Annotated in this window: 15 protein-coding genes; 2 read left to right on the forward strand and 13 right to left on the reverse strand. The window is 67.4% G+C overall.

Going from position 1 to position 17369, the window contains the following annotated elements:
* Positions 1-74: 74 nt before the first annotated feature.
* The 8 genes from ugpB to WS75_RS30920 all read right to left on the reverse strand — a co-directional run bounded on the left by ugpB (position 75) and on the right by WS75_RS30920 (position 8482).
* Positions 75-1409 (reverse strand): sn-glycerol-3-phosphate ABC transporter substrate-binding protein UgpB, encoded by a 1335-nt coding sequence (gene ugpB / locus WS75_RS30885; RefSeq protein ID WP_059686515.1) that lies wholly within the window; start codon positions 1407-1409, stop codon positions 75-77.
* Between the two features lie 90 nt (positions 1410-1499).
* Complete coding sequence (locus WS75_RS30890; RefSeq protein ID WP_059686517.1) at positions 1500-2708, reverse strand: deoxyguanosinetriphosphate triphosphohydrolase; 1209 nt, start codon at positions 2706-2708, stop codon at positions 1500-1502.
* 41 nt (positions 2709-2749) lie between these two features.
* A complete protein-coding gene (aroB, locus tag WS75_RS30895) occupies positions 2750-3829 on the reverse strand; it encodes a 3-dehydroquinate synthase (RefSeq protein WP_059686519.1) in 1080 nt (359 codons plus the stop codon).
* Positions 3826-4380: a shikimate kinase AroK gene (gene aroK / locus WS75_RS30900; RefSeq protein WP_059686521.1), complete on the reverse strand. Its 555-nt coding sequence runs from the start codon at positions 4378-4380 to the stop codon at positions 3826-3828. The genes aroB and aroK overlap by 4 nt, the downstream gene beginning before the upstream one ends.
* 40 nt (positions 4381-4420) lie before the next feature.
* Positions 4421-6064, reverse strand: coding sequence for a type IV pilus secretin PilQ (locus tag WS75_RS30905; protein WP_059686523.1), 1644 nt, complete (start codon positions 6062-6064; stop codon positions 4421-4423).
* A complete protein-coding gene (locus WS75_RS30910) occupies positions 6061-6930 on the reverse strand; it encodes a hypothetical protein (RefSeq protein ID WP_059686525.1) in 870 nt (289 codons plus the stop codon). The genes WS75_RS30905 and WS75_RS30910 overlap by 4 nt, the downstream gene beginning before the upstream one ends.
* Positions 6927-7562 (reverse strand): fimbrial protein, encoded by a 636-nt coding sequence (locus WS75_RS30915; RefSeq protein ID WP_179948968.1) that lies wholly within the window; start codon positions 7560-7562, stop codon positions 6927-6929. The genes WS75_RS30910 and WS75_RS30915 overlap by 4 nt, the downstream gene beginning before the upstream one ends.
* On the reverse strand, positions 7559-8482 hold the full coding sequence (locus WS75_RS30920; RefSeq protein WP_059686527.1) for a hypothetical protein: 924 nt from the start codon (positions 8480-8482) through the stop codon (positions 7559-7561). The genes WS75_RS30915 and WS75_RS30920 overlap by 4 nt, the downstream gene beginning before the upstream one ends.
* 226 nt (positions 8483-8708) lie before the next feature.
* Here WS75_RS30920 and WS75_RS30925 point away from each other — a divergent pair, with 226 nt between their 5' ends.
* Positions 8709-11096, forward strand: a complete 2388-nt coding sequence (locus tag WS75_RS30925) for a penicillin-binding protein 1A (protein ID WP_156429928.1) — start codon at positions 8709-8711, stop codon at positions 11094-11096.
* A 98-nt stretch (positions 11097-11194) separates the two neighbouring features.
* Here WS75_RS30925 and cyaY read toward each other — a convergent pair whose 3' ends face one another.
* Positions 11195-11521, reverse strand: a complete 327-nt coding sequence (gene cyaY / locus WS75_RS30930) for an iron donor protein CyaY (protein ID WP_059599785.1) — start codon at positions 11519-11521, stop codon at positions 11195-11197.
* Between the two features lie 36 nt (positions 11522-11557).
* On the opposite strand from cyaY, the gene lptM reads away from it, so the two are divergent.
* Positions 11558-11839 (forward strand): LPS translocon maturation chaperone LptM, encoded by a 282-nt coding sequence (lptM, locus tag WS75_RS30935; RefSeq protein ID WP_059686532.1) that lies wholly within the window; start codon positions 11558-11560, stop codon positions 11837-11839.
* Positions 11840-11923: 84 nt separating this feature from the next.
* On the opposite strand, the gene msrQ is transcribed toward lptM, so the two are convergent.
* The 4 genes from msrQ to WS75_RS30955 form a co-directional block, all read right to left on the reverse strand.
* Positions 11924-12613 carry a protein-methionine-sulfoxide reductase heme-binding subunit MsrQ gene (gene msrQ / locus WS75_RS30940; RefSeq protein WP_059686570.1) on the reverse strand — a complete coding sequence of 230 codons (690 nt, stop codon included), beginning with the start codon at positions 12611-12613 and terminating at the stop codon, positions 11924-11926.
* 20 nt (positions 12614-12633) lie between these two features.
* A complete protein-coding gene (gene msrP / locus WS75_RS30945; RefSeq protein WP_059686534.1) occupies positions 12634-13629 on the reverse strand; it encodes a protein-methionine-sulfoxide reductase catalytic subunit MsrP in 996 nt (331 codons plus the stop codon).
* A 158-nt stretch (positions 13630-13787) separates the two neighbouring features.
* On the reverse strand, positions 13788-14978 hold the full coding sequence (gene ccsB, locus WS75_RS30950; protein WP_059686536.1) for a c-type cytochrome biogenesis protein CcsB: 1191 nt from the start codon (positions 14976-14978) through the stop codon (positions 13788-13790).
* 4 nt (positions 14979-14982) lie between these two features.
* Positions 14983-17199, reverse strand: a complete 2217-nt coding sequence (locus WS75_RS30955; RefSeq protein WP_059686539.1) for a cytochrome c biogenesis protein ResB — start codon at positions 17197-17199, stop codon at positions 14983-14985.
* Positions 17200-17369 lie beyond the last annotated feature (170 nt).

Raw genomic sequence — 17369 nt, forward strand, 5'->3', positions numbered from 1 at the left:
GAAAGGAACCGCGCCGCCGGCCGCCCGCGTCGCATCTGCGACGCGGCGACCGGCGACACGCACGCGATGCGGGATCAGCCGCCCGACTTCTCGAAGCGGCGCAGCAGCTCGTCGCCGCGCGAGGCCGCCGAATCAAGCGCGTCCTTCGGCGACTTCTTCTGCGCCCAGACCTGCTCCAGCTCCTCGTCGACGACCGTGCGGATCTGCGGCATGTTGCCGAGGCGCAGCCCCTTCGTGTAAGGCAGCGGCGGCTTGTTCATCATCTGCTTGATCGCGGTTTCCGCGCTCGGGTTCTTCGCATAGAAGCCCTGCTGGCGCGTGAGGTCGTACGCGGCCGTCGTGACCGGCAGGTAGCCCGTTTCCTGGTGCCACTTGGCGGCAACCGGCGGCGAGGCCAGGAACGCGAGGAATTTCGCGACGCCCTTGTAGGTCGCCGGATCCTTGCCGGCCAGCACCCACAGGCTTGCGCCGCCGATGATCGCGTTCTGCGGCGCACCCTTCACGTTCGCGTCGTACGGCATCATGCCGGTGCCGTAGCTGAACTTCGCGAACTTCTGCACGTTCGCGAGCGCGCCCGACGAGGTCGTCAGGATCCCGCAGTCGCCGCTGTAGAATTTCGCGGACGCTTCGTCCTTGCGGCCCGCATACGTGAACGTGCCGTCCTTCTGCATCTGCTGCAGGAACGCGATGTGCGCGATCTGCTGCGGCTTGTTGAATTCGAGCACCGCGTCGGCGCCGTCGAAGCCGTTGTTGCGGCTCGCGAACGGCAGCGCATGCCACGCGCTGTAGTTCTCGAGCTGGATCCAGCCTTGCCAGCCGGTCGTGAAGCCGCACGCCATCCCGGACTTGCGCAGCTTCTCCGCGTCGGCCTGCACGTCGGCCCACGTCTTCGGCGGCTGGTTCGGATCGAGCCCGGCCTTCTTGAACGCGTCCTTGTTGTAGTACAGCACCGGCGTCGAGCTGTTGAACGGCATCGACACCAGATGGCCCGTCTTCGCGTCGCTGTAGTAGCTCGCGATGGTCGGCACGAACGCCTTTTCGTCGAGCGGCACGCCGGCCTGCTTGAACACGTCGTAGACGGGCACGACGGCCTTCTTCGCCTGCATCATCGTCGCGGTGCCGACTTCATAGACCTGGAGGATCGCCGGCGCGTTGCCGCTGCGATAGGCGGCGATGCCCGCCGCGAGCGCCTGGTCGTAAGTGCCCTTGAAGACCGGCACGATCTTGTAGTCGCCCTGCGATGCATTGAACTGCTCGGCGAGCTGGTTCACGCGCTCGCCGAGCGCCGACTCCATCGCATGCCAGAACTGGATCTCCGTCACGGCGAACGCCGCATGCTGCATACCGAACAAGAGCGCGCCGCCCAGCGCGATCGAGCGAACCACAGTCCCCGCAGGCTTCTTCTTCATCGACCTCTCTCCTATGAAAACGTTACCAACAGCGTGTGCAACATTTCCGTCGCCATTGAACCGGCGCAGTCTAGTGATCGTTTGTGACAGTCAGTTGTCGTTGATGACGAACAGGCGCTGATATTCCTTCAGCGCGAAGCGGTCGGTCATGCCGGCGATGTAGTGCGCGACGAGGCGCGGCTGATGCGCTTCGTCGTCCGACTGGTACGGCGGCGGCAGCAGGCGCGGATCGTCGATGAACGCGTCGAACAGCCCGGTGACGACGCGCTGCGCCTTGTTCGCCATGCGCATCACCTTGTAGTGGCGATACAGGTTCTTGAACAGGAAGCGCTTGAGGGCCGCCGCCTGCGCGGCGATCGCGTCGCTGTGCGCGACGAGCTGCGGCGCGGCGCGCACGTCGTCGAGCGACGCGGGCGCGACACGCACGAGATTGCGCGTGGTCTCGTCGATCAGGTCGACGATCAGCGTGTTGATGATGCGGCGCACCGTCTCGTGGACGAGGCGGCGGCCTTCCAGATGCGGGAATTCGGTCAGCGCGGCGTCGTAGTGGCGCTGCCACAGCTCGACTCCGGCGAGCTGCTCGATCGTGATCAGGCCGGAGCGCAGGCCGTCGTCGACGTCGTGGTTGTTGTACGCGATTTCGTCCGCGATGTTCGCGAGCTGTGCTTCCAGCGACGGCTGGCGGCCTTGCAGGAAGCGCTCGCCGAGCGCGCCGAGCTTGCGCGCGTTCTCGCGCGAGCAGTGCTTGAGGATGCCTTCGCGCGTCTCGAAGCACAGGTTCAGGCCGTTGAACGCGCCGTAATGCTCCTCGAGTTCATCGACCACGGCCAGGCTCTGCAGGTTGTGCTCGAAGCCGCCGTGCTCGCGCATGCATGCGTTCAGCGCGTCCTGCCCGGCATGGCCGAACGGCGTATGACCGAGATCGTGCGCGAGCGAGATCGCTTCGACGAGATCCTCGTTGAGCCGCAGGTTGCGCGCGACCGAACGCGCGATCTGCGCGACTTCGAGGCTGTGCGTGAGGCGGGTGCGAAACAGGTCGCCTTCGTGATTGACGAAGACCTGCGTCTTGTATTCGAGCCGGCGGAACGCGGTCGAATGAACGATACGGTCGCGGTCGCGCTGGAATTCGGTGCGCGCCGCCGGCGGTGTTTCCTGATGGCGGCGGCCGCGCGACTGCGACGCGTGGGCGGCATACGGAGCGAGATGGGCTTCCAGCGCCGCCAGCGTCGGCGGCTCGGCCAGCGCCGCGACGGATGCGCGGCCGGCTTTGGACGGTTTGCTGCTGGATGTCTCGCTCACGTGTCCTCCATGTCAGGGGCGCCGGGGCATCCGGGGCGCCGTTACCGGGTTGTCTGCGCCAGGGTGGCGAACACGGCTTCGTCGGGCGCCTGGGTGATCAGCGTATCGCCGAATCGCTTCAGCAGGATGAACTTGATCGCGCCGGCTTCGGCTTTTTTGTCGACGCGCATCAGCTCCATGTAGCGCGCATCGCCGAGTGCCGGCCCTCGGACCGGCAGGTGCGCGGCGGCGATCACCGCATCGAGCCGCTGCCGCGACGCTTCGTCGAGGAGGCCGAGCCGCACCGACAGGTCGGCCGCCATCACCATCCCGCAGCCGACCGCTTCGCCGTGCAGCCACTCGCCGTAGCCGAGCCCGGCCTCGATCGCATGGCCGAACGTATGGCCGAAATTCAGGATCGCGCGCAGCCCGCCTTCGCGTTCGTCGGCCGCGACCACGCTCGCCTTGATCTCGCACGAGCGCTTCACCGCATGCGCGAGCGCGGCCGGCTCGCGGCGGTTAAGCGCATCGACGTTCGCCTCGATCCAGTCGAAGAATGCCGCATCGGCGATCGCGCCCGTCTTGATGACCTCGGCCACGCCGGCCGCCAGCTCGCGATCGGGCAACGTGGTCAGCGCGCCGATATCGGCGATCACGGCCTGCGGCTGGTAGAACGCGCCGATCATGTTCTTGCCGAGCGGGTGGTTGATGCCCGTCTTGCCGCCGACCGACGAATCGACCTGCGACAGCAGCGTCGTCGGCACCTGGATGAACGGCACGCCGCGCATGTAGCACGCGGCGGCGAAGCCGGTCATGTCGCCGATCACGCCGCCGCCGAGTGCGACGAGTGTCGTCTTGCGGTCGGCGCGCTCGGTCAGCAGGCCGTCGAAGATCAGGTTCAGCGTTTCCCAGTTCTTGTAGGCCTCGCCGTCCGGCAGCACGACCGTCGAGACGCGCTTGCCGAGCGGCGCCAGCGCCGCGCGCAGCGCGTCGCCGTAGAGCGGATCGACCGTCGTGTTCGTGACGATCGTGACCGACGAACCGGTGATGTGAGGAGCGAACAGCTCGGTGCGGCCGATCAGGCCGGCACCAATGTGAATCGGGTAGGCGCGGTCGCCCAGATCGACGTTGACGGTAATCATGCTTGTAGCGGCTTGGCGACGACGCCTGCCAGTTCGAGTTGCATCAGCACCATGTTGACGAGGCCGTTGACCGACGGACGGCCGGTCTCGATGATGAAGTCCGCGCATTCGCGGTACAGCGGGTCGCGTACTTCGTAGAGCGCTTCGAGACGCGCCTTCGGATCGTCCGTCTGCAACAGCGGGCGGTTCTTGTCCTTGCGCGTGCGCAGCCACAGATCGTGCGGATTGGCGCGCAGATAGATGACGATGCCGCTGGCTTTCAGGCAATCGCGATTTTCGGGGCGCAGCACCGCGCCGCCCCCTGTCGCGAGCACGATGTTCTCGCGCTGCGTCAGATCGGCGATCACCTGCGATTCGCGGTCGCGAAACCCGGCCTCGCCCTCCATCTCGAAGATCACCGGAATGCGCGCACCCGTGCGGGCCTCGATTTCGTGGTCGGAGTCGAAGAACGTCCTGTCGAGCCGGCGCGCGACCGCACGGCCCACGGTGGTCTTACCCGCTCCCATAAGGCCGACGAAAAATACGTTTGCGTGTGGGTCCCGCGCTTGCAACGGCTTCCTCTGCTTGAATCTTGCTGGTGTGTGGCGCAGCTTACTGGCAAAGCGGCTGCCTTGTCGAGCCTGCACCACCGGCTTCCGGCCCCGTTTTTCCCGCATCCGCGTCGCCCGCGCCGGCCGTTTCGCAACGCGCGCCGACGATCGTCGGCGTGATGAAGACGACCAGTTCGTTACGCTGGTCGCGCCGCGCGCTGTGCCGGAAAAGCGCGCCCAGTACCGGTATTTTGCCCAAGAGCGGCACCCGCGTCACATCGTCCCGGTTCAACTGCTCGTAAATCCCGCCGATGGCGACCGTTCCGCCGTCCTCGACCTCGACACGCGTCTGGACGTGCTTCGTATGAATCGCCGGGCCGGCCGCCGTCGGCTCGCCGATGCTGTCCTTCGTCACGTCCAGATCGAGCACGACGCGCCCGTCGGGCGTGATCTGCGGCTCGACCTCGAGCTTCAGCGTCGCGCGGCGGAACTGCACGCCGCTCACGCCGTTGCCGACTTTCGCCTGATACGGCAGCTCCGAGCCCTGTTCGACGATCGCCTTCACGCGATCGGCCGTCACCACGCGCGGGCTGGAAACGATCTGGCCCCGGCCCTGCGCCTCGAGCGCGCTCAATTCGACGTCGAGCACGCGGCTGAGCGGCGCGGCGAACAACGTGAAGCCGGCCGTCGCCGCCTCGAAGCCGCCGAGCGGTCGCGCGGCCAGGTCGAGCGCGTTGCGCGTGTCCGTCGCGGACGCCGCCCCCTCGGCTGCAGGGGCCCGCCCTTGGGCGCGCAGCGCGACGCGCGCCCCGAGGTTGCGCGAGAACCCCTGTTCGCCCTCGACGATGCGCGCCTCGATCCGGACCTGCCGCGACGGCCGGTCGATCGCGTCGATCAGGCCAGCGATCTGCTCGATGCGCGGGGCCAGATCGGTGACGAACAACAGGTTCATGCGCGGATCGGCCGCCGCGGCGCCGCGCTTCGACAGCAGGCGCTGGCCGGTCGCCCCCGCCAGCAACCGCTGCACGTCCTGCGCACGTGGGTAATGCAGCGCGAAGGTTCGGCTCGCGAGCGGCTCCAGCTCGGCCGCACGTGCATGTGTTTCGAAGCGCTCGCGCTCCCGCGCGGCGAGTTCGGCCGCCGGAGTGACCCAGATCACGTTGCCGCGCCGGGACATCGCCAGCCCGTGCGTGTCGAGCAACGTATCGAACGCATCGCGCCAGCGGACATTGTTCAGACGTAACGTCGCGGTACCGCGCACCTGCTCACCGACGATGATGTTCAGCCCGGTGAATCGCGCGAGCGCGTCGAATGCGGCCGCGAGCCCGGCGCCCTGCAGATTCAGCGAGATTCGCCGCGCGTCGTCCGCATCCCCGGGGTGCCGCGCCGCGGCGTCGCTCATGCGCGTCGGCGGCGGCAATGGAATCGGCGGCCCTTCCAGCCGGGGCACCGGTGCCGCAGTGTCCGCCTGAAGTACCGCGCGCGCCGCTTGGTCGAACGGCAGCGAACCATCGTGCGCGGGCGCGTCACCGCCCAGGTCGTCCGCGCCGTCAGGTGCGCCCTGCGGCAGCGGCGTGTCCTGGGCGTACGCCCGTATCGACCCGATCGGCCAGCCGGCCGGCGGCAGAGGCGGTCGCGCCGCGTCCACGGTGGCCACGCTCGATCCAGCCCAGAATGCGATCACCCACCATCCGTACTTCGTCATGAGTGGTCTCCGTCGTCGACGACGAACCGGCGTGCGCCATCGGCCGTCGCGACCGTCACGGCACCGGCATCGACGCTCACCACACGCGACACCCCGAACGCCTCGCCCGGTGCGACGGTCGCGAATGCGCCATCGCCTGCGTCGAACAGCGCGAGCCCGGTGCGTCCGTCGCGAATGGTGCCGGCCAGGCGCGGCGTCATCTCGTCGGCTACCGTCGGCGAACCGGCGTCGCCGAATGGATCGTCGCTCGGTGCACCGGCAAGCACCGCCTCCGCGCCATCCGGAACGCCGGCTCCCGACAGCGCCGGAAACACGTCGATCGTCATGTCCACCCGCGACGCGGGCGGCTTCCTCTCGATATGCAGCCCCGACGGCACCACCAGCGCGGGGAAACTCGCCAACCCGCCCACCAGGCGCAGCAGCGACGGAAAACCGCCGTCCGCGACGATCCGTACCGTGCGCCGGCCATCCGGCGCCGCATCGTCAGTGCGCCGCGGTTCGATCGACACAACCCGCAGTCCGCTTCGTCGGACCAGGTCAGCCAGCTCCAGCATCAGCGCGGGCCACCCTGGCGCAGGCGGCGAGCTGGCGTCGCGCCCGGCAGGCGGGCCCATATCGCGCTGCGGCGCGGCGGCCGCGAGCAGCCGTTGTGCGTCGGCGGCCCGTATCTGCGCCGTTGCCAGCAACGCGCGACTGCGTGCGAGCCCGCTTCCATCGACGGCACTCATCAGATGAATGCCACCCGCCATCACGACCGCGAATGCCAGCGCGCAACCAACGGCGTGCACTGCGGGCGGCGACATCCGCTTCACGCGGCCGAACCACTCGACACCGTCCGGCATGGACCGATGCACGATCGCCGTCATGCGCCGCCTCCCGTTGCCGTCTGTCGCGGCGGCGCGTCTTGCCAGCGCACCTGCACGGAAAAACGGAACGGCACGGCCGAACCCGCGACCGGCGTGGCCGAAGCCGGTGTCAGCGCACCGATGTCGAATCGCCAGTCGCGCTGCTCGGCCGCGATCCGTGCGAGCCACCGCGCGGCCGTCCGGTAACTCGTCGCGCGCGCGTCGAGCTCGGCACCGGACGATGTCGTACGCAATGCGTCGAGCCGAACGGTGTCGTCGCGCACCAGCGCCAGCGTCGCGAGCAGTCCGGCAACGCGCCGGTAAGGCCCGGCAAGGACGACTGCCCGCGCATCGCGTTGCGCGAGATCGGCTGCCGCGCCGGCGGTGCGCCGTGCGGCCTCGACCTGCGGCTGCAATTGCCGCAACCGCGCCTCCACGCGCGTGCGCTCGGCATCCACGCGCCATCGCCACGCTGTCGCCGCCCCTGTCCAGACACAGGCCCCGAGCGCGCCGAGCACGATCGCCGCCCCGCATTGCGTGGCACGGCGCCGCCGCAGCGCCTGCGCCAGCCGTTCACGGTACGGCAGCAAATTGAAGCCGCCGAGCGCGGCATGGCTGGCGGCAGCCCGCCCGAACCCCATATCGGCCATCATTCCCACACCCCGCGCAGCGCCAGCCCGATCGCGAGGGCAAACGCCGGGCCGCCCGGCGCGCCGGCGGGCTCGCGCGGCAGCCCGTCCCATCCGGTGCAGTCGAACGGCACCACGGCCACCCCGAGCGCATCGCCGATATCGGCGGCCGACGTGCCCCAGCGGCCGATGCAGCGCTCGTCGCCGGCCACGAGCACGCAGCGCACCGGCTCGAATACGCACTGGCGCAATGCGTCGGGCAACGCCGCCTGCACGTCGCCGGACAGCGCGAGCACCGGCGCGGCGATCGCGCCGTCAATCCGCCAGCCGCGCACGCCCGTGTCGCCGAACCAGAATGCGGCATACGGGCCGTGCGCGTCAGGCTCGAACTGCGCGGCATAGCGCAACGCGCGCAGCGCGGCAGCGGACTCGCCGTCCACGGCCGTCAGATCGATGCCGGCCTGCGCGGCCACGTCGATCCGCCGCTCGAGCAACGCCTGCGGCGCCACGGCGACCGCAATCTCGCCCGGGCACGCATCGTCGTCCTGCCGCCAGTCGAACGCGAGGTCGTCGGGTGCCAGCCCCGAGATCCGTTCGGCCGCCTGCCGGGCGGCGTCCGCGATGTCGTCGCGTCCGGCCAGATCGAGCGTCGCGGTCTGCATCTCGTCATCGCGCAGCGCCATCACGCCGCGTGCGTCGCAGCACACACCCGCCGCCGACAGCCGCGACACGGCCGCCGCCAACGCACGTGCCACAGCAGCCCAGCGCGCGTCCTCCGGCCCACCCGCCAGTCCGACCGGCTCCTGCTCGAGTCCTTCGACCCGAACATCCGCAGCCCGGCCGCGCCGGCTCAGCACGGCCACCCTCACCTCGTCCGCCCCGACGTCGATGCCCGTCGAACGGTGCCTGCCCGGCGCGAACCGCGCCGCCCATCGTCCTGCCATCCCAGCCTCCCGCGATCGTTGCGGCCCACGCCGCGTTTCCAAGGCCTGATTCTGCAAAGCGCCGCGCGCGCCCGACAGTCGGCTGGACGGCCAGTCGTGACACGAAGCGGCCGCGCGGACGCCATACTGGCGGCACCGCGATCCGCCGCGTTCCGGCCGACGCCCCCCCGCGCCAGGACCGTCTTACCGGGCAGCTATAATCGCGGGACTGTTTTCCGGTATGCCTATGCAATCCACGTCTCCTACGTCCCCGCCTCCCGCGCCCGAGCCGAAGAAGCGATCCTGGTGGCTGAAAATCCTGATCGGCGTCGCCGCGATGTGCGTGGCCCTCGTCGTGGCCGGCGGCCTCGTGCTCGGCTACGCGCTCGTCGTCGCGTGGCCGAACATGCCGTCGCTCGAAGCGCTGACCGACTATCGTCCGAAGGTACCGTTGCGGATCTACACGTCGGATCACGTGCTGATCGGCGAATTCGGCGAGGAACGCCGCGACATCGTCCATTTCAAGGACGTACCCGACTCGCTCAAGAAGGCGATCCTCGCGATCGAGGACGCGCGCTTCTACGATCACGGCGGCGTCGACCTCACCGGCATCGCCCGCGCCGGCTTCGTCGCGCTGACGAACGGCCATGCGTCGCAGGGCGCGAGCACGATCACGATGCAGGTCGCGCGCAACTTCTTCCTGTCGAGCGAAAAAACCTACACGCGCAAGATCTACGAGATGCTGCTCGCGTACCGGATCGAGCGCGCGCTGACGAAGGATCAGATTCTCGAGGTCTACATGAATCAGATCTATCTCGGTCAGCGTGCGTATGGCTTCGCGAGCGCGGCGCGGGTCTACTTCGGCAAGGACCTGAAGGACATCACGCTCGCGGAAGCGGCGATGCTCGCGGGGCTGCCGAAGGCGCCGTCCGCGTATAACCCGGTCGTCAATCCGAAGCGCGCGAAGGTGCGCCAGGAATACATCCTGCAGCGGATGCTCGAGCTGAACTTCATCACGCGCGCGCAGTACGACGAAGCCGTCGCGCAGCCGCTCGCCGTCAAGGGCGCGGGCCGCGAGTTCAGCGTGCACGCCGAGTACGTCGCGGAAATGGTCCGGCAGATGATGTACGCGCAGTACCGCGAGGAAACCTATACGCGCGGCTTCAACGTCGTCACGACGATCGACTCCGCCGACCAGCAGGTCGCGTACACCGCGCTGCGCAAGGGCATCATGGATTACGAGCGCCGCCACGGCTATCGCGGGCCGGAAGGCTTCATCGATCTGCCGGCCGGCGCCGATGACCGCGAGCAGGCGATCGACGACGCGCTGCTCGAGCACCCCGACAACGGCGAACTGGTCGCGGCGGTCGTCACCGCCGCAACCCCGCGCCAGATCACCGTCGCCTTCATCGACGGCAGCAGCGCGACGATCGAGGGCGACAACCTGCGCTTCGCGTCGGGCGCGCTGTCAGCCAGCGCGCAGCCGAACCGCCGCATCCGTCCGGGCGCGATCGTCCGGGTCTCGAAGAACGACGCAGGCAAGTGGGCGATCACGCAGTTGCCGCAGGTCGAAGGCGCGTTCATTTCGATCGTCCCGCAGGACGGCGCGATCCGCTCGCTCGTCGGCGGCTTCGACTACAACAAGAACAAGTTCAACCACGTCACGCAGGCGTGGCGGCAACCGGGTTCGTCGTTCAAGCCGTTCATCTACTCGGCGTCGCTCGACAAGGGCCTCGGGCCGGCCACGGTGATCAACGACGGCCCGCTGTATTTCAGCGCCGCGGAAACCGGCGGCCAGCCGTGGGAGCCGAAGAACTACGGCGGCGGCTTCGAAGGCCCGATGTCGATGCGCACTGCGCTGCAGCGCTCGCGCAACCTCGTGTCGATCCGGATCCTGAACCACATCGGCACGAAGTACGCGCAGCAGTACATCACGCGCTTCGGCTTCGACGCCGACCGCCATCCGGCCTATCTCCCGATGGCGCTCGGCGCGGGCCAGGTGACGCCGCTGCAGATGGCCGGCGCGTACTCGGTGTTCGCGAACGGCGGCTTCCGCGTGAATCCGTACCTGATCGCCGAAGTGACCGATCCGAACGGCGCGATCGTCGCTCGCGCGCAGCCGCTCATCGCCGAGCAGAACGCGCCGCGCGCAATCGACGCGCGCAACGCATACGTGATGAACAGTCTGCTGCAGAGCGTCGCGCAGCGCGGCACCGGCGCGCGCACCAACGTGCTGAAGCGCACCGACCTCGCCGGCAAGACCGGTACGACGAACGATTCGCACGACGCATGGTTCGCCGGCTACCAGCACACGCTCGCGGCGATCGCGTGGATCGGCTACGACAACCCGCGCAGCCTCGGCGATCGCGAAACCGGCGGCGGCCTGTCGCTGCCGGTCTGGATCGACTACATGGGCGCGGCGCTGAAGGGCGTGCCGGAGTTCAAGCCGACCATGCCGGACGACGTCCAGGCGCTCGGCAGCGAGCTGTACTTCACCGAGTTCACGCCGGGGCACGGCTTCGTATCGACGGTCGGCGTGCCGCAGGCGCCGGCGGTGCAGAACACCGACGAACCCGTACCGCACGTCGACGAGCAGGAGAAGCAGGACATCATGAACCTGTTCCGCGGCCATTGACACGCATGGCCCGAGCATGAAAAAAGCGCCCCGCTGGGCGCTTTTTTCTTGTGCTTCGATCCGGCGTATCGGGTGCCCGGCCGCGCGAGCGCCGGACGTTACGCGCCGAACGTGATCGGCAGGCCGGCCTGCTGCGTCGCGTAGTCGGTGAGCGCCGCGAAGAACTCGGCGCCCGTGCGCGTATCGCGCCATTCGCCGTCCACGAAACGGTAATGGAATCCGCCCGCCTTCGCGGCGATCCACAGTTCCTTCATCGGCGGCTGGAGATTGATGATGATCTTCGAACCGTTCTCGAACGTCAGCGTCAGCACGCTGCCGTTACGCTCCAGATCGATGTCGTGATCGCCATCGTTCGCGGCATCCACGGTACGCTCGACGGCCGCCAGCACGGCCTCGGCACGGGCCAGGTATTCAGTATCGGACATGCTAAACTCTATCGGTTAAATTGTTCAGGGACGATCATGCGAGTCGTTTTCCGGATGAGCGCGATTGTAGCGGCTTTGGCGATACTTGCCGGCTGCGGTCAACGCGGCCCGCTCTATCTGCCCACCGTGCCGCCGTTGCCGGCGAAGCCCATCCAGCAGCAGGACACGCCGCCGTCGGACGTCATGCCGACCGATGAAAACGCGTCGTCCGAGAGCATTCCCGATTCTTCCGGCACGCCGCTCACGCTGTCGCCGGAACTGTCGAGCGATGCGTCGAAGGCCGCGATGCCTGCGTCCGGCCCGGCTGTCGCGCAGTAACCGCACACCGCCGCTCGCGCGGCCTCGTTCGTAACAAAGGCGATGACGTCCCGTCATCGCCTTTTGTTTTTTCAGGCCGCATCGTCAGGCACGGATACGCCGCCAGCCCCATTCAAACAGCCGCCAGCCGAGCAGCACCGCTACGATCGTCGCGTAGAGCTTCGGCTGTGCGAGATTGTGCTTGCCGGCCCTCATCCACCAGAAATGCAGCACACCGAACAGCGCAATCGCATAGATTGTGCGATGCAGCGTCGCCCAGTGACGGCCGAGCCGGCGCACCATCGCGCGCGGCGACGTCGCGGCCAGCGGAATCAGCAGCACGAACGCAGCGAAGCCGACCGTGATGAACGGACGCTTGCCGACGTCCTTCAGGATCGCGAGCACGTCGAACCACTTGTCGAACCACAGATACGTCGTGAAATGCAGCGTCGCGTAAAAGAACGCGAACAGGCCGATCATCCGGCGAAAGCGCAGCAACGCGGGAACACCCGTCACGCGCCGAAGCGGCGTGACGGCGAGCGTGACGCACAGCATCACCAGCGTCCAGAGGCCCGTCGAACGCGTGATGAACTCGATCGGGTTCGCGCCGAGCCGGTCGGTCAGCCCGAACAGCACCACGCGCGCGAGCGGATAGAGGCCGGCCGCGAAAACCAGCACCTTGGCGGGAGCAAGCCAGCGCGGCGAGGTAGTACGAACCGCGCCGGCCCCTGCACCACCGGCGGCAGCCGGGCGCATGCCAGACGCGCGCGCGGGCGTCAGCGTCGAAGGAGGGATGTCGTTTCTCACCGGCGCGCTCAGAAGTTCTTTTTCAGGTCCATGCCCTGATACATCGACGCGACGAGATCGCCGTAGCCGTTGAACATCAGGGTCTTGCGCTTCGGCGTGAAGAAGCCGTCCTCGCCGATCCGGCGCTCGGTCGCCTGGCTCCAGCGCGGATGATCGACGTTCGGGTTCACGTTCGAATAGAAACCGTATTCATTCGACGCATACGTGTTCCAGCTCGTCTTCGGCTGCTTGTCGACGAAGCGGATCTTCACCAGCGACTTCGCGCTCTTGAAGCCGTACTTCCACGGCACGACGATCCGCACCGGCGCGCCGTTCTGGTTCGGCAGCACCTGGCCGTACACGCCCATCGTGAGCAGCGTCAGCGGGTTCATCGCCTCATCCATCCGCAGCCCTTCCGAGTACGGCCAATCGAGCACCGGCGTCGACAGCCCCGGCATCTGCGACGGATCGGCCAGCGTGATGAACTGCACATATTTCGCGTTGCCGGTCGGCTGCACGCGCTTGATCAGCTCGGACAGCGGCACGCCGATCCACGGAATCACCATCGACCATCCTTCGACGCAACGCAGCCGGTACACGCGCTCCTCGAGCGGCGCGAGCTTCAGCAGTTCGTCGAGATCGAACACCTTCGGGTGCAGCACCTCGCCCTCGACGCTCACGCGCCACGGGCGTGGCCGCAGCGTGCCCGCGTTCTGGGCCGGGTCGCCCTTGTCGGTGCCGAATTCGTAGAAGTTGTTGTAGGACGTGATGTCCTTGAACGGCGTCACCTTGTCGGCCGCGACGAACCTCGGATTGGTTTTCGCCGCGAGCTTCGCGGCCCGCGCGTCCGGCGACGCATAGGCCGCGAACGCCGCGCCGCTGCCGCCGAGCAATCCGCCCGCCGCCGCCAGGCCGGCGGCCTGCAATACACGCCGCCGGTTCTCGAACACCGCGCGCGGCGTAATCTCGCTCGGCGCGATATCACCGCCGGTCAGTACGGTGCGCAAAGGGTGTTTGATCCACATCGTGCTGCTCCTCCTGCATGCGCGGGGCGCACGCTTCATGGGTGTTCGACCCGACCCGTCCCGCGCCGTTCGACGCCCGGACCGCCCACCCGTTACAAAAGAAAACCGCCGGGCACGCAGTGCGCCGGCGGTCTTTTGTCGGACCAACGTCGGAAATCTTACAGCTTGCCGTAGCTGTGCAGCCCGGACAGGAACATGTTGACGCCGAGGAACGCGAACGTCGTCACGAGCAGGCCCGTGAGCGCCCACCAGGCGGCGACCGCGCCGCGCAGGCCCTTCATCAGGCGCATGTGCAGCCAGGCCGCGTAGTTGAGCCATACGATCAGCGCCCAGGTTTCCTTCGGGTCCCAGCTCCAGTAGCCGCCCCATGCTTCGGCGGCCCACAGTGCGCCGAGGATCGTCGCGATCGTGAAGAACGCGAAACCGACCGCGATCGACTTGTACATCACGTCATCGAGCACCTCGAGCGTCGGCAGACGATCGGCCAGCACGCCGCGCTCCTTCATCAGGTACGCGACCGACACCATCGCCGACAGCGCGAAGCTGCCGTAGCCGATGAAGTTCGCCGGCACGTGAATCTTCATCCACCAGCTCTGCAGCGCCGGCACGAGCGGCTGGATCTGCTGCGCGTCGCGCGCGACCGAGTACCACATCAGGAAGCCGACGGCCGCGCTGATGACCAGCAGCACGAACGCGCCGAGCGAGCGCGTGCCGTAGTGGCCTTCGTAATACAGGTAGAGCAGTGCGGTGATCAGGCTGAACAGCACGAAGACTTCATACAGGTTCGACACCGGGATATGCCCGACGTCGGCACCGATCAGGTAGGACTCGTACCAGCGCACCATCAGGCCGGTGAAACCCATCAGCACCGCGACCCACGTGAGCTTCTGGCCGATCGCGGCGCCCGTTTCCGAGCGCGCGAGCAGGCCGATCCAGTAGAAGATCGTCGCGAGCACGAACAGCGCGCTCATCCACAGGATCGCGGACTGGCTCGACAGGAAGTACTTGAGGAAGAACGCCGAATCGGCGCGCGCGAGATCGCCCTGGTAGATCTGGATCGACAGCAGCGACAGCACCGCGATCGACGCCATCATCAGCCGCGCGGGCTTCCAGCGCCAGCCGAGCACGACAAGCGCCGGCACCGTGCCGATCATCACCGCCTTGTCGTAGTAATTCATGTGTTCGTTGTAATGCACGAACGCATAGCCTGCGCCGACCACGAGAGCCAAGGCGAACAGCCAGTCGATGATCGACAGGCGCGCGAGGAACGGACGGTCGTCGAACAACGGCGCCGGATTCGGGGCCTGGACCGGCCCCGAACGGGAAGAGGAAACTTGAGTGAGATCCATGATGTTACCGGGTGGAATTCTCGGAATCGGAACCGCCGCCGGCAGGCGGACGGACAGTCGCTGCCGCACCGGCGGATGCGGCGTTGCGTGGCGTGGCGCCCAAGGCAGCGCCGGCCGCGTCGCGCGTCTGCACGAATTCTTTCTCGAAATCGAAGGTCTTGCGGGCCGTGGACATCGCCATCACCACATCGACGCCCGAACCGGCATCCTTGAGCCAGAACCAGAGGCGCCGCTCGCGCACGTAGAACATCGAGAAGATGCCGGCGACCAACAGCAGGCTGCCAAGATACACCAGATTCTTGCCGGGTGCGCGCGTCAGCTGAAATACCGAAGCTTGCACCTGCTTGAAGGAGTCGAGCTGCAAATAGACCGGCGATCCGTACAAGAAGCTGTCGGATAGCGCATTGATCCCGTTCTGCACGAAGCGGATCGAGTCGGCGCCCTGCTGGGCCGCCGGCTCGCCGGCACGCTCGCGCGCGATCTGCCAGACCTCCCACATCGAACCCTCGAGCATGCGCAGCAGCAGGCTGGCCGCCTTTTCCTGCTCGGCCTTCGGCACCGAGCGGTCGATGAACGTCGCCACCGCCTGGAAGCCGCCGACCGGCTGGCCGTCGGCGCCGCGGCCGATGCTGTCGTCGCCCGCCGCAAAGAGGGTCAGCACCTTGAACGCACTGTCCTGCAGGCGGCCGCGCAGCGACGCTTCGGTCGTCGGCAGCGAACGCTGCGCAAAACGTGCGGCGGCGTCGGCACGCACGGCCGGATCCTCGAGCGCGGCGCGCAGGCGCATCCATTCGCCGATCGAATCCTGGCTATCGGCCGGAATCCGCATGTACCGGAACGGATCGTTCGGGCTCGCGCGCACGCCGGCGAGGAACACGCGCGTGCCGCCCATGTCGACGGGCAGCATGTAGTTGTTGAATTCGCGCGCCTGACCGTCCTTGCCGCGAATCTTGTACTGGACCGACGGGCCGATGTTGTGGAGCTGCATCGGCTTCGACGTCTTCGCGCCCGAACCGAGCCGCTCGTCGAACGCTTCCTTGAGCGACTCCGTCTTCGCGACGCCGCGCACGTCCGGCTTGCCGTTCGCGTCCGCCATGTTCTCGACGTTGATCGCGCGGAAGTCGGAGAATTCGATCGTGTCGCCGTCGCTGCCCGGCATCTGCAGCGGCGCCGTACTGCCGATCGTGCCCTTCACCGCGAAGGTCTTCGCGTTGCCGCCCGTCATCGGGTAAGCCGTCATCTCCATCTGCGAGCCGCCGTCCTGGAAGCTCGACTGGTAGATCGACACGCCCTTGTACGTGAACGGCTTGTTGACCTCGACGCGCGCCGGGATCTTCTGGCCCGTCTCGCGATCGATCACGACGATGTCGCTCGCGAACAGCTTCGGCATCCCGGTCGTGTAGTAGTCGACGATGAACTTGTTGAGCTGGATCGAGAACGGCAGGTCCTGGATCAGCGAGCCGCTCGGCTGGTTCAGGATCGCGGTCGACACGAACTGGCCTTCCGGCACCCACGCGTAGCCGCGGAACGTCGGGTTCGACGCGGACAGCCGGTGGTCGGGCGAAATCTCGCTGATCGTCGCGCTCGTGTTGACCGGGCTCTTGCCGAACATCCACATCTGGAATTTGATCGGCAGGTTGCTGTCCAGCAGGCCGCCGATACAGATCACGACGATCGCAAGGTGCGCGGAGATGTAGCCCCACTTCGTCAGCGCGCCGCGTTTCGCGGAGATCAGCGTCGCGCCGTCGGTTTCACGCACGACGTGCTTGTAGCCGGCCTTGGTGACGAACGTGGCGAGCGTGGCCGCGACGGTCGCGCGCGTGCCGGACGCCGAGTATTCGGCCTTGTGGTGGAAGGCGCGCAGGCTGCCTTCGCGGACCTTGTCCTTCCAGCTCTTCGCGTCGGCGAGCATCTTCGGCGCGTTGCGGATCACGCACAGCGAGATCGACACGACGAGGAAGATCAGGATCAGCATGAACCACCACGCGCTGTACACGCTGTACAGGCCCAGCGAGCGGAAGATGTCCGCCCAAAATGGCCCGAACTGGTTCACGTAGTTCGGATATGGGTCATCCTGGGTCAGGACCGTGCCGACGATGCTCGCGATCGACAGCACCACCAACAGTGCGATCGCGAAGCGCATCGAGCTCAGCAGCTCGATCGCGCGCCTGGACGCACTTTGACCCGACTTCGACTGCAACCCCGACGTGGTAACGCTCATTCAAACTCCGACTAAGGGGAAACAGCCCCCACGCTCACTATGTTCGCTGCCCACCCAAGGGGGCGATCAGCACTCTCGGGACGGCCCGGCGAGTGCCGACAAAAAAGGGCGAGGCAACCGCAACGGTGCGGCGCCCCACCCTTTTGTTGTTCTGACGCCGGCCGCCCTTC

Origin of the sequence: Burkholderia sp. FL-7-2-10-S1-D7 (assembly GCF_001524185.1) — a bacterium.
In the GTDB taxonomy this organism is placed as follows: Bacteria; Pseudomonadota; Gammaproteobacteria; order Burkholderiales; family Burkholderiaceae; genus Burkholderia; species Burkholderia diffusa.

Bases quoted from the DNA above. Each gene is read 5' to 3' on its own strand.
- WS75_RS30915 (WP_179948968.1), bottom strand. From the start codon at position 7,562: ATGATGGCCGATATGGGGTTCGGGCGGGCTGCCGCCAGCCATGCCGCG.
- ugpB (WP_059686515.1), bottom strand. From the start codon at position 1,409: ATGAAGAAGAAGCCTGCGGGGACTGTGGTTCGCTCGATCGCGCTGGGC.
- lptM (WP_059686532.1), top strand. From the start codon at position 11,558: ATGCGAGTCGTTTTCCGGATGAGCGCGATTGTAGCGGCTTTGGCGATA.
- aroB (WP_059686519.1), bottom strand. From the start codon at position 3,829: ATGATTACCGTCAACGTCGATCTGGGCGACCGCGCCTACCCGATTCAC.
- WS75_RS30910 (WP_059686525.1), bottom strand. From the start codon at position 6,930: ATGACGGCGATCGTGCATCGGTCCATGCCGGACGGTGTCGAGTGGTTC.
- WS75_RS30920 (WP_059686527.1), bottom strand. From the start codon at position 8,482: ATGGCAGGACGATGGGCGGCGCGGTTCGCGCCGGGCAGGCACCGTTCG.
- ccsB (WP_059686536.1), bottom strand. From the start codon at position 14,978: ATGGATCTCACTCAAGTTTCCTCTTCCCGTTCGGGGCCGGTCCAGGCC.
- WS75_RS30955 (WP_059686539.1), bottom strand. From the start codon at position 17,199: ATGAGCGTTACCACGTCGGGGTTGCAGTCGAAGTCGGGTCAAAGTGCG.
- WS75_RS30925 (WP_156429928.1), top strand. From the start codon at position 8,709: ATGCAATCCACGTCTCCTACGTCCCCGCCTCCCGCGCCCGAGCCGAAG.
- cyaY (WP_059599785.1), bottom strand. From the start codon at position 11,521: ATGTCCGATACTGAATACCTGGCCCGTGCCGAGGCCGTGCTGGCGGCC.
- WS75_RS30905 (WP_059686523.1), bottom strand. From the start codon at position 6,064: ATGACGAAGTACGGATGGTGGGTGATCGCATTCTGGGCTGGATCGAGC.
- msrP (WP_059686534.1), bottom strand. From the start codon at position 13,629: ATGTGGATCAAACACCCTTTGCGCACCGTACTGACCGGCGGTGATATC.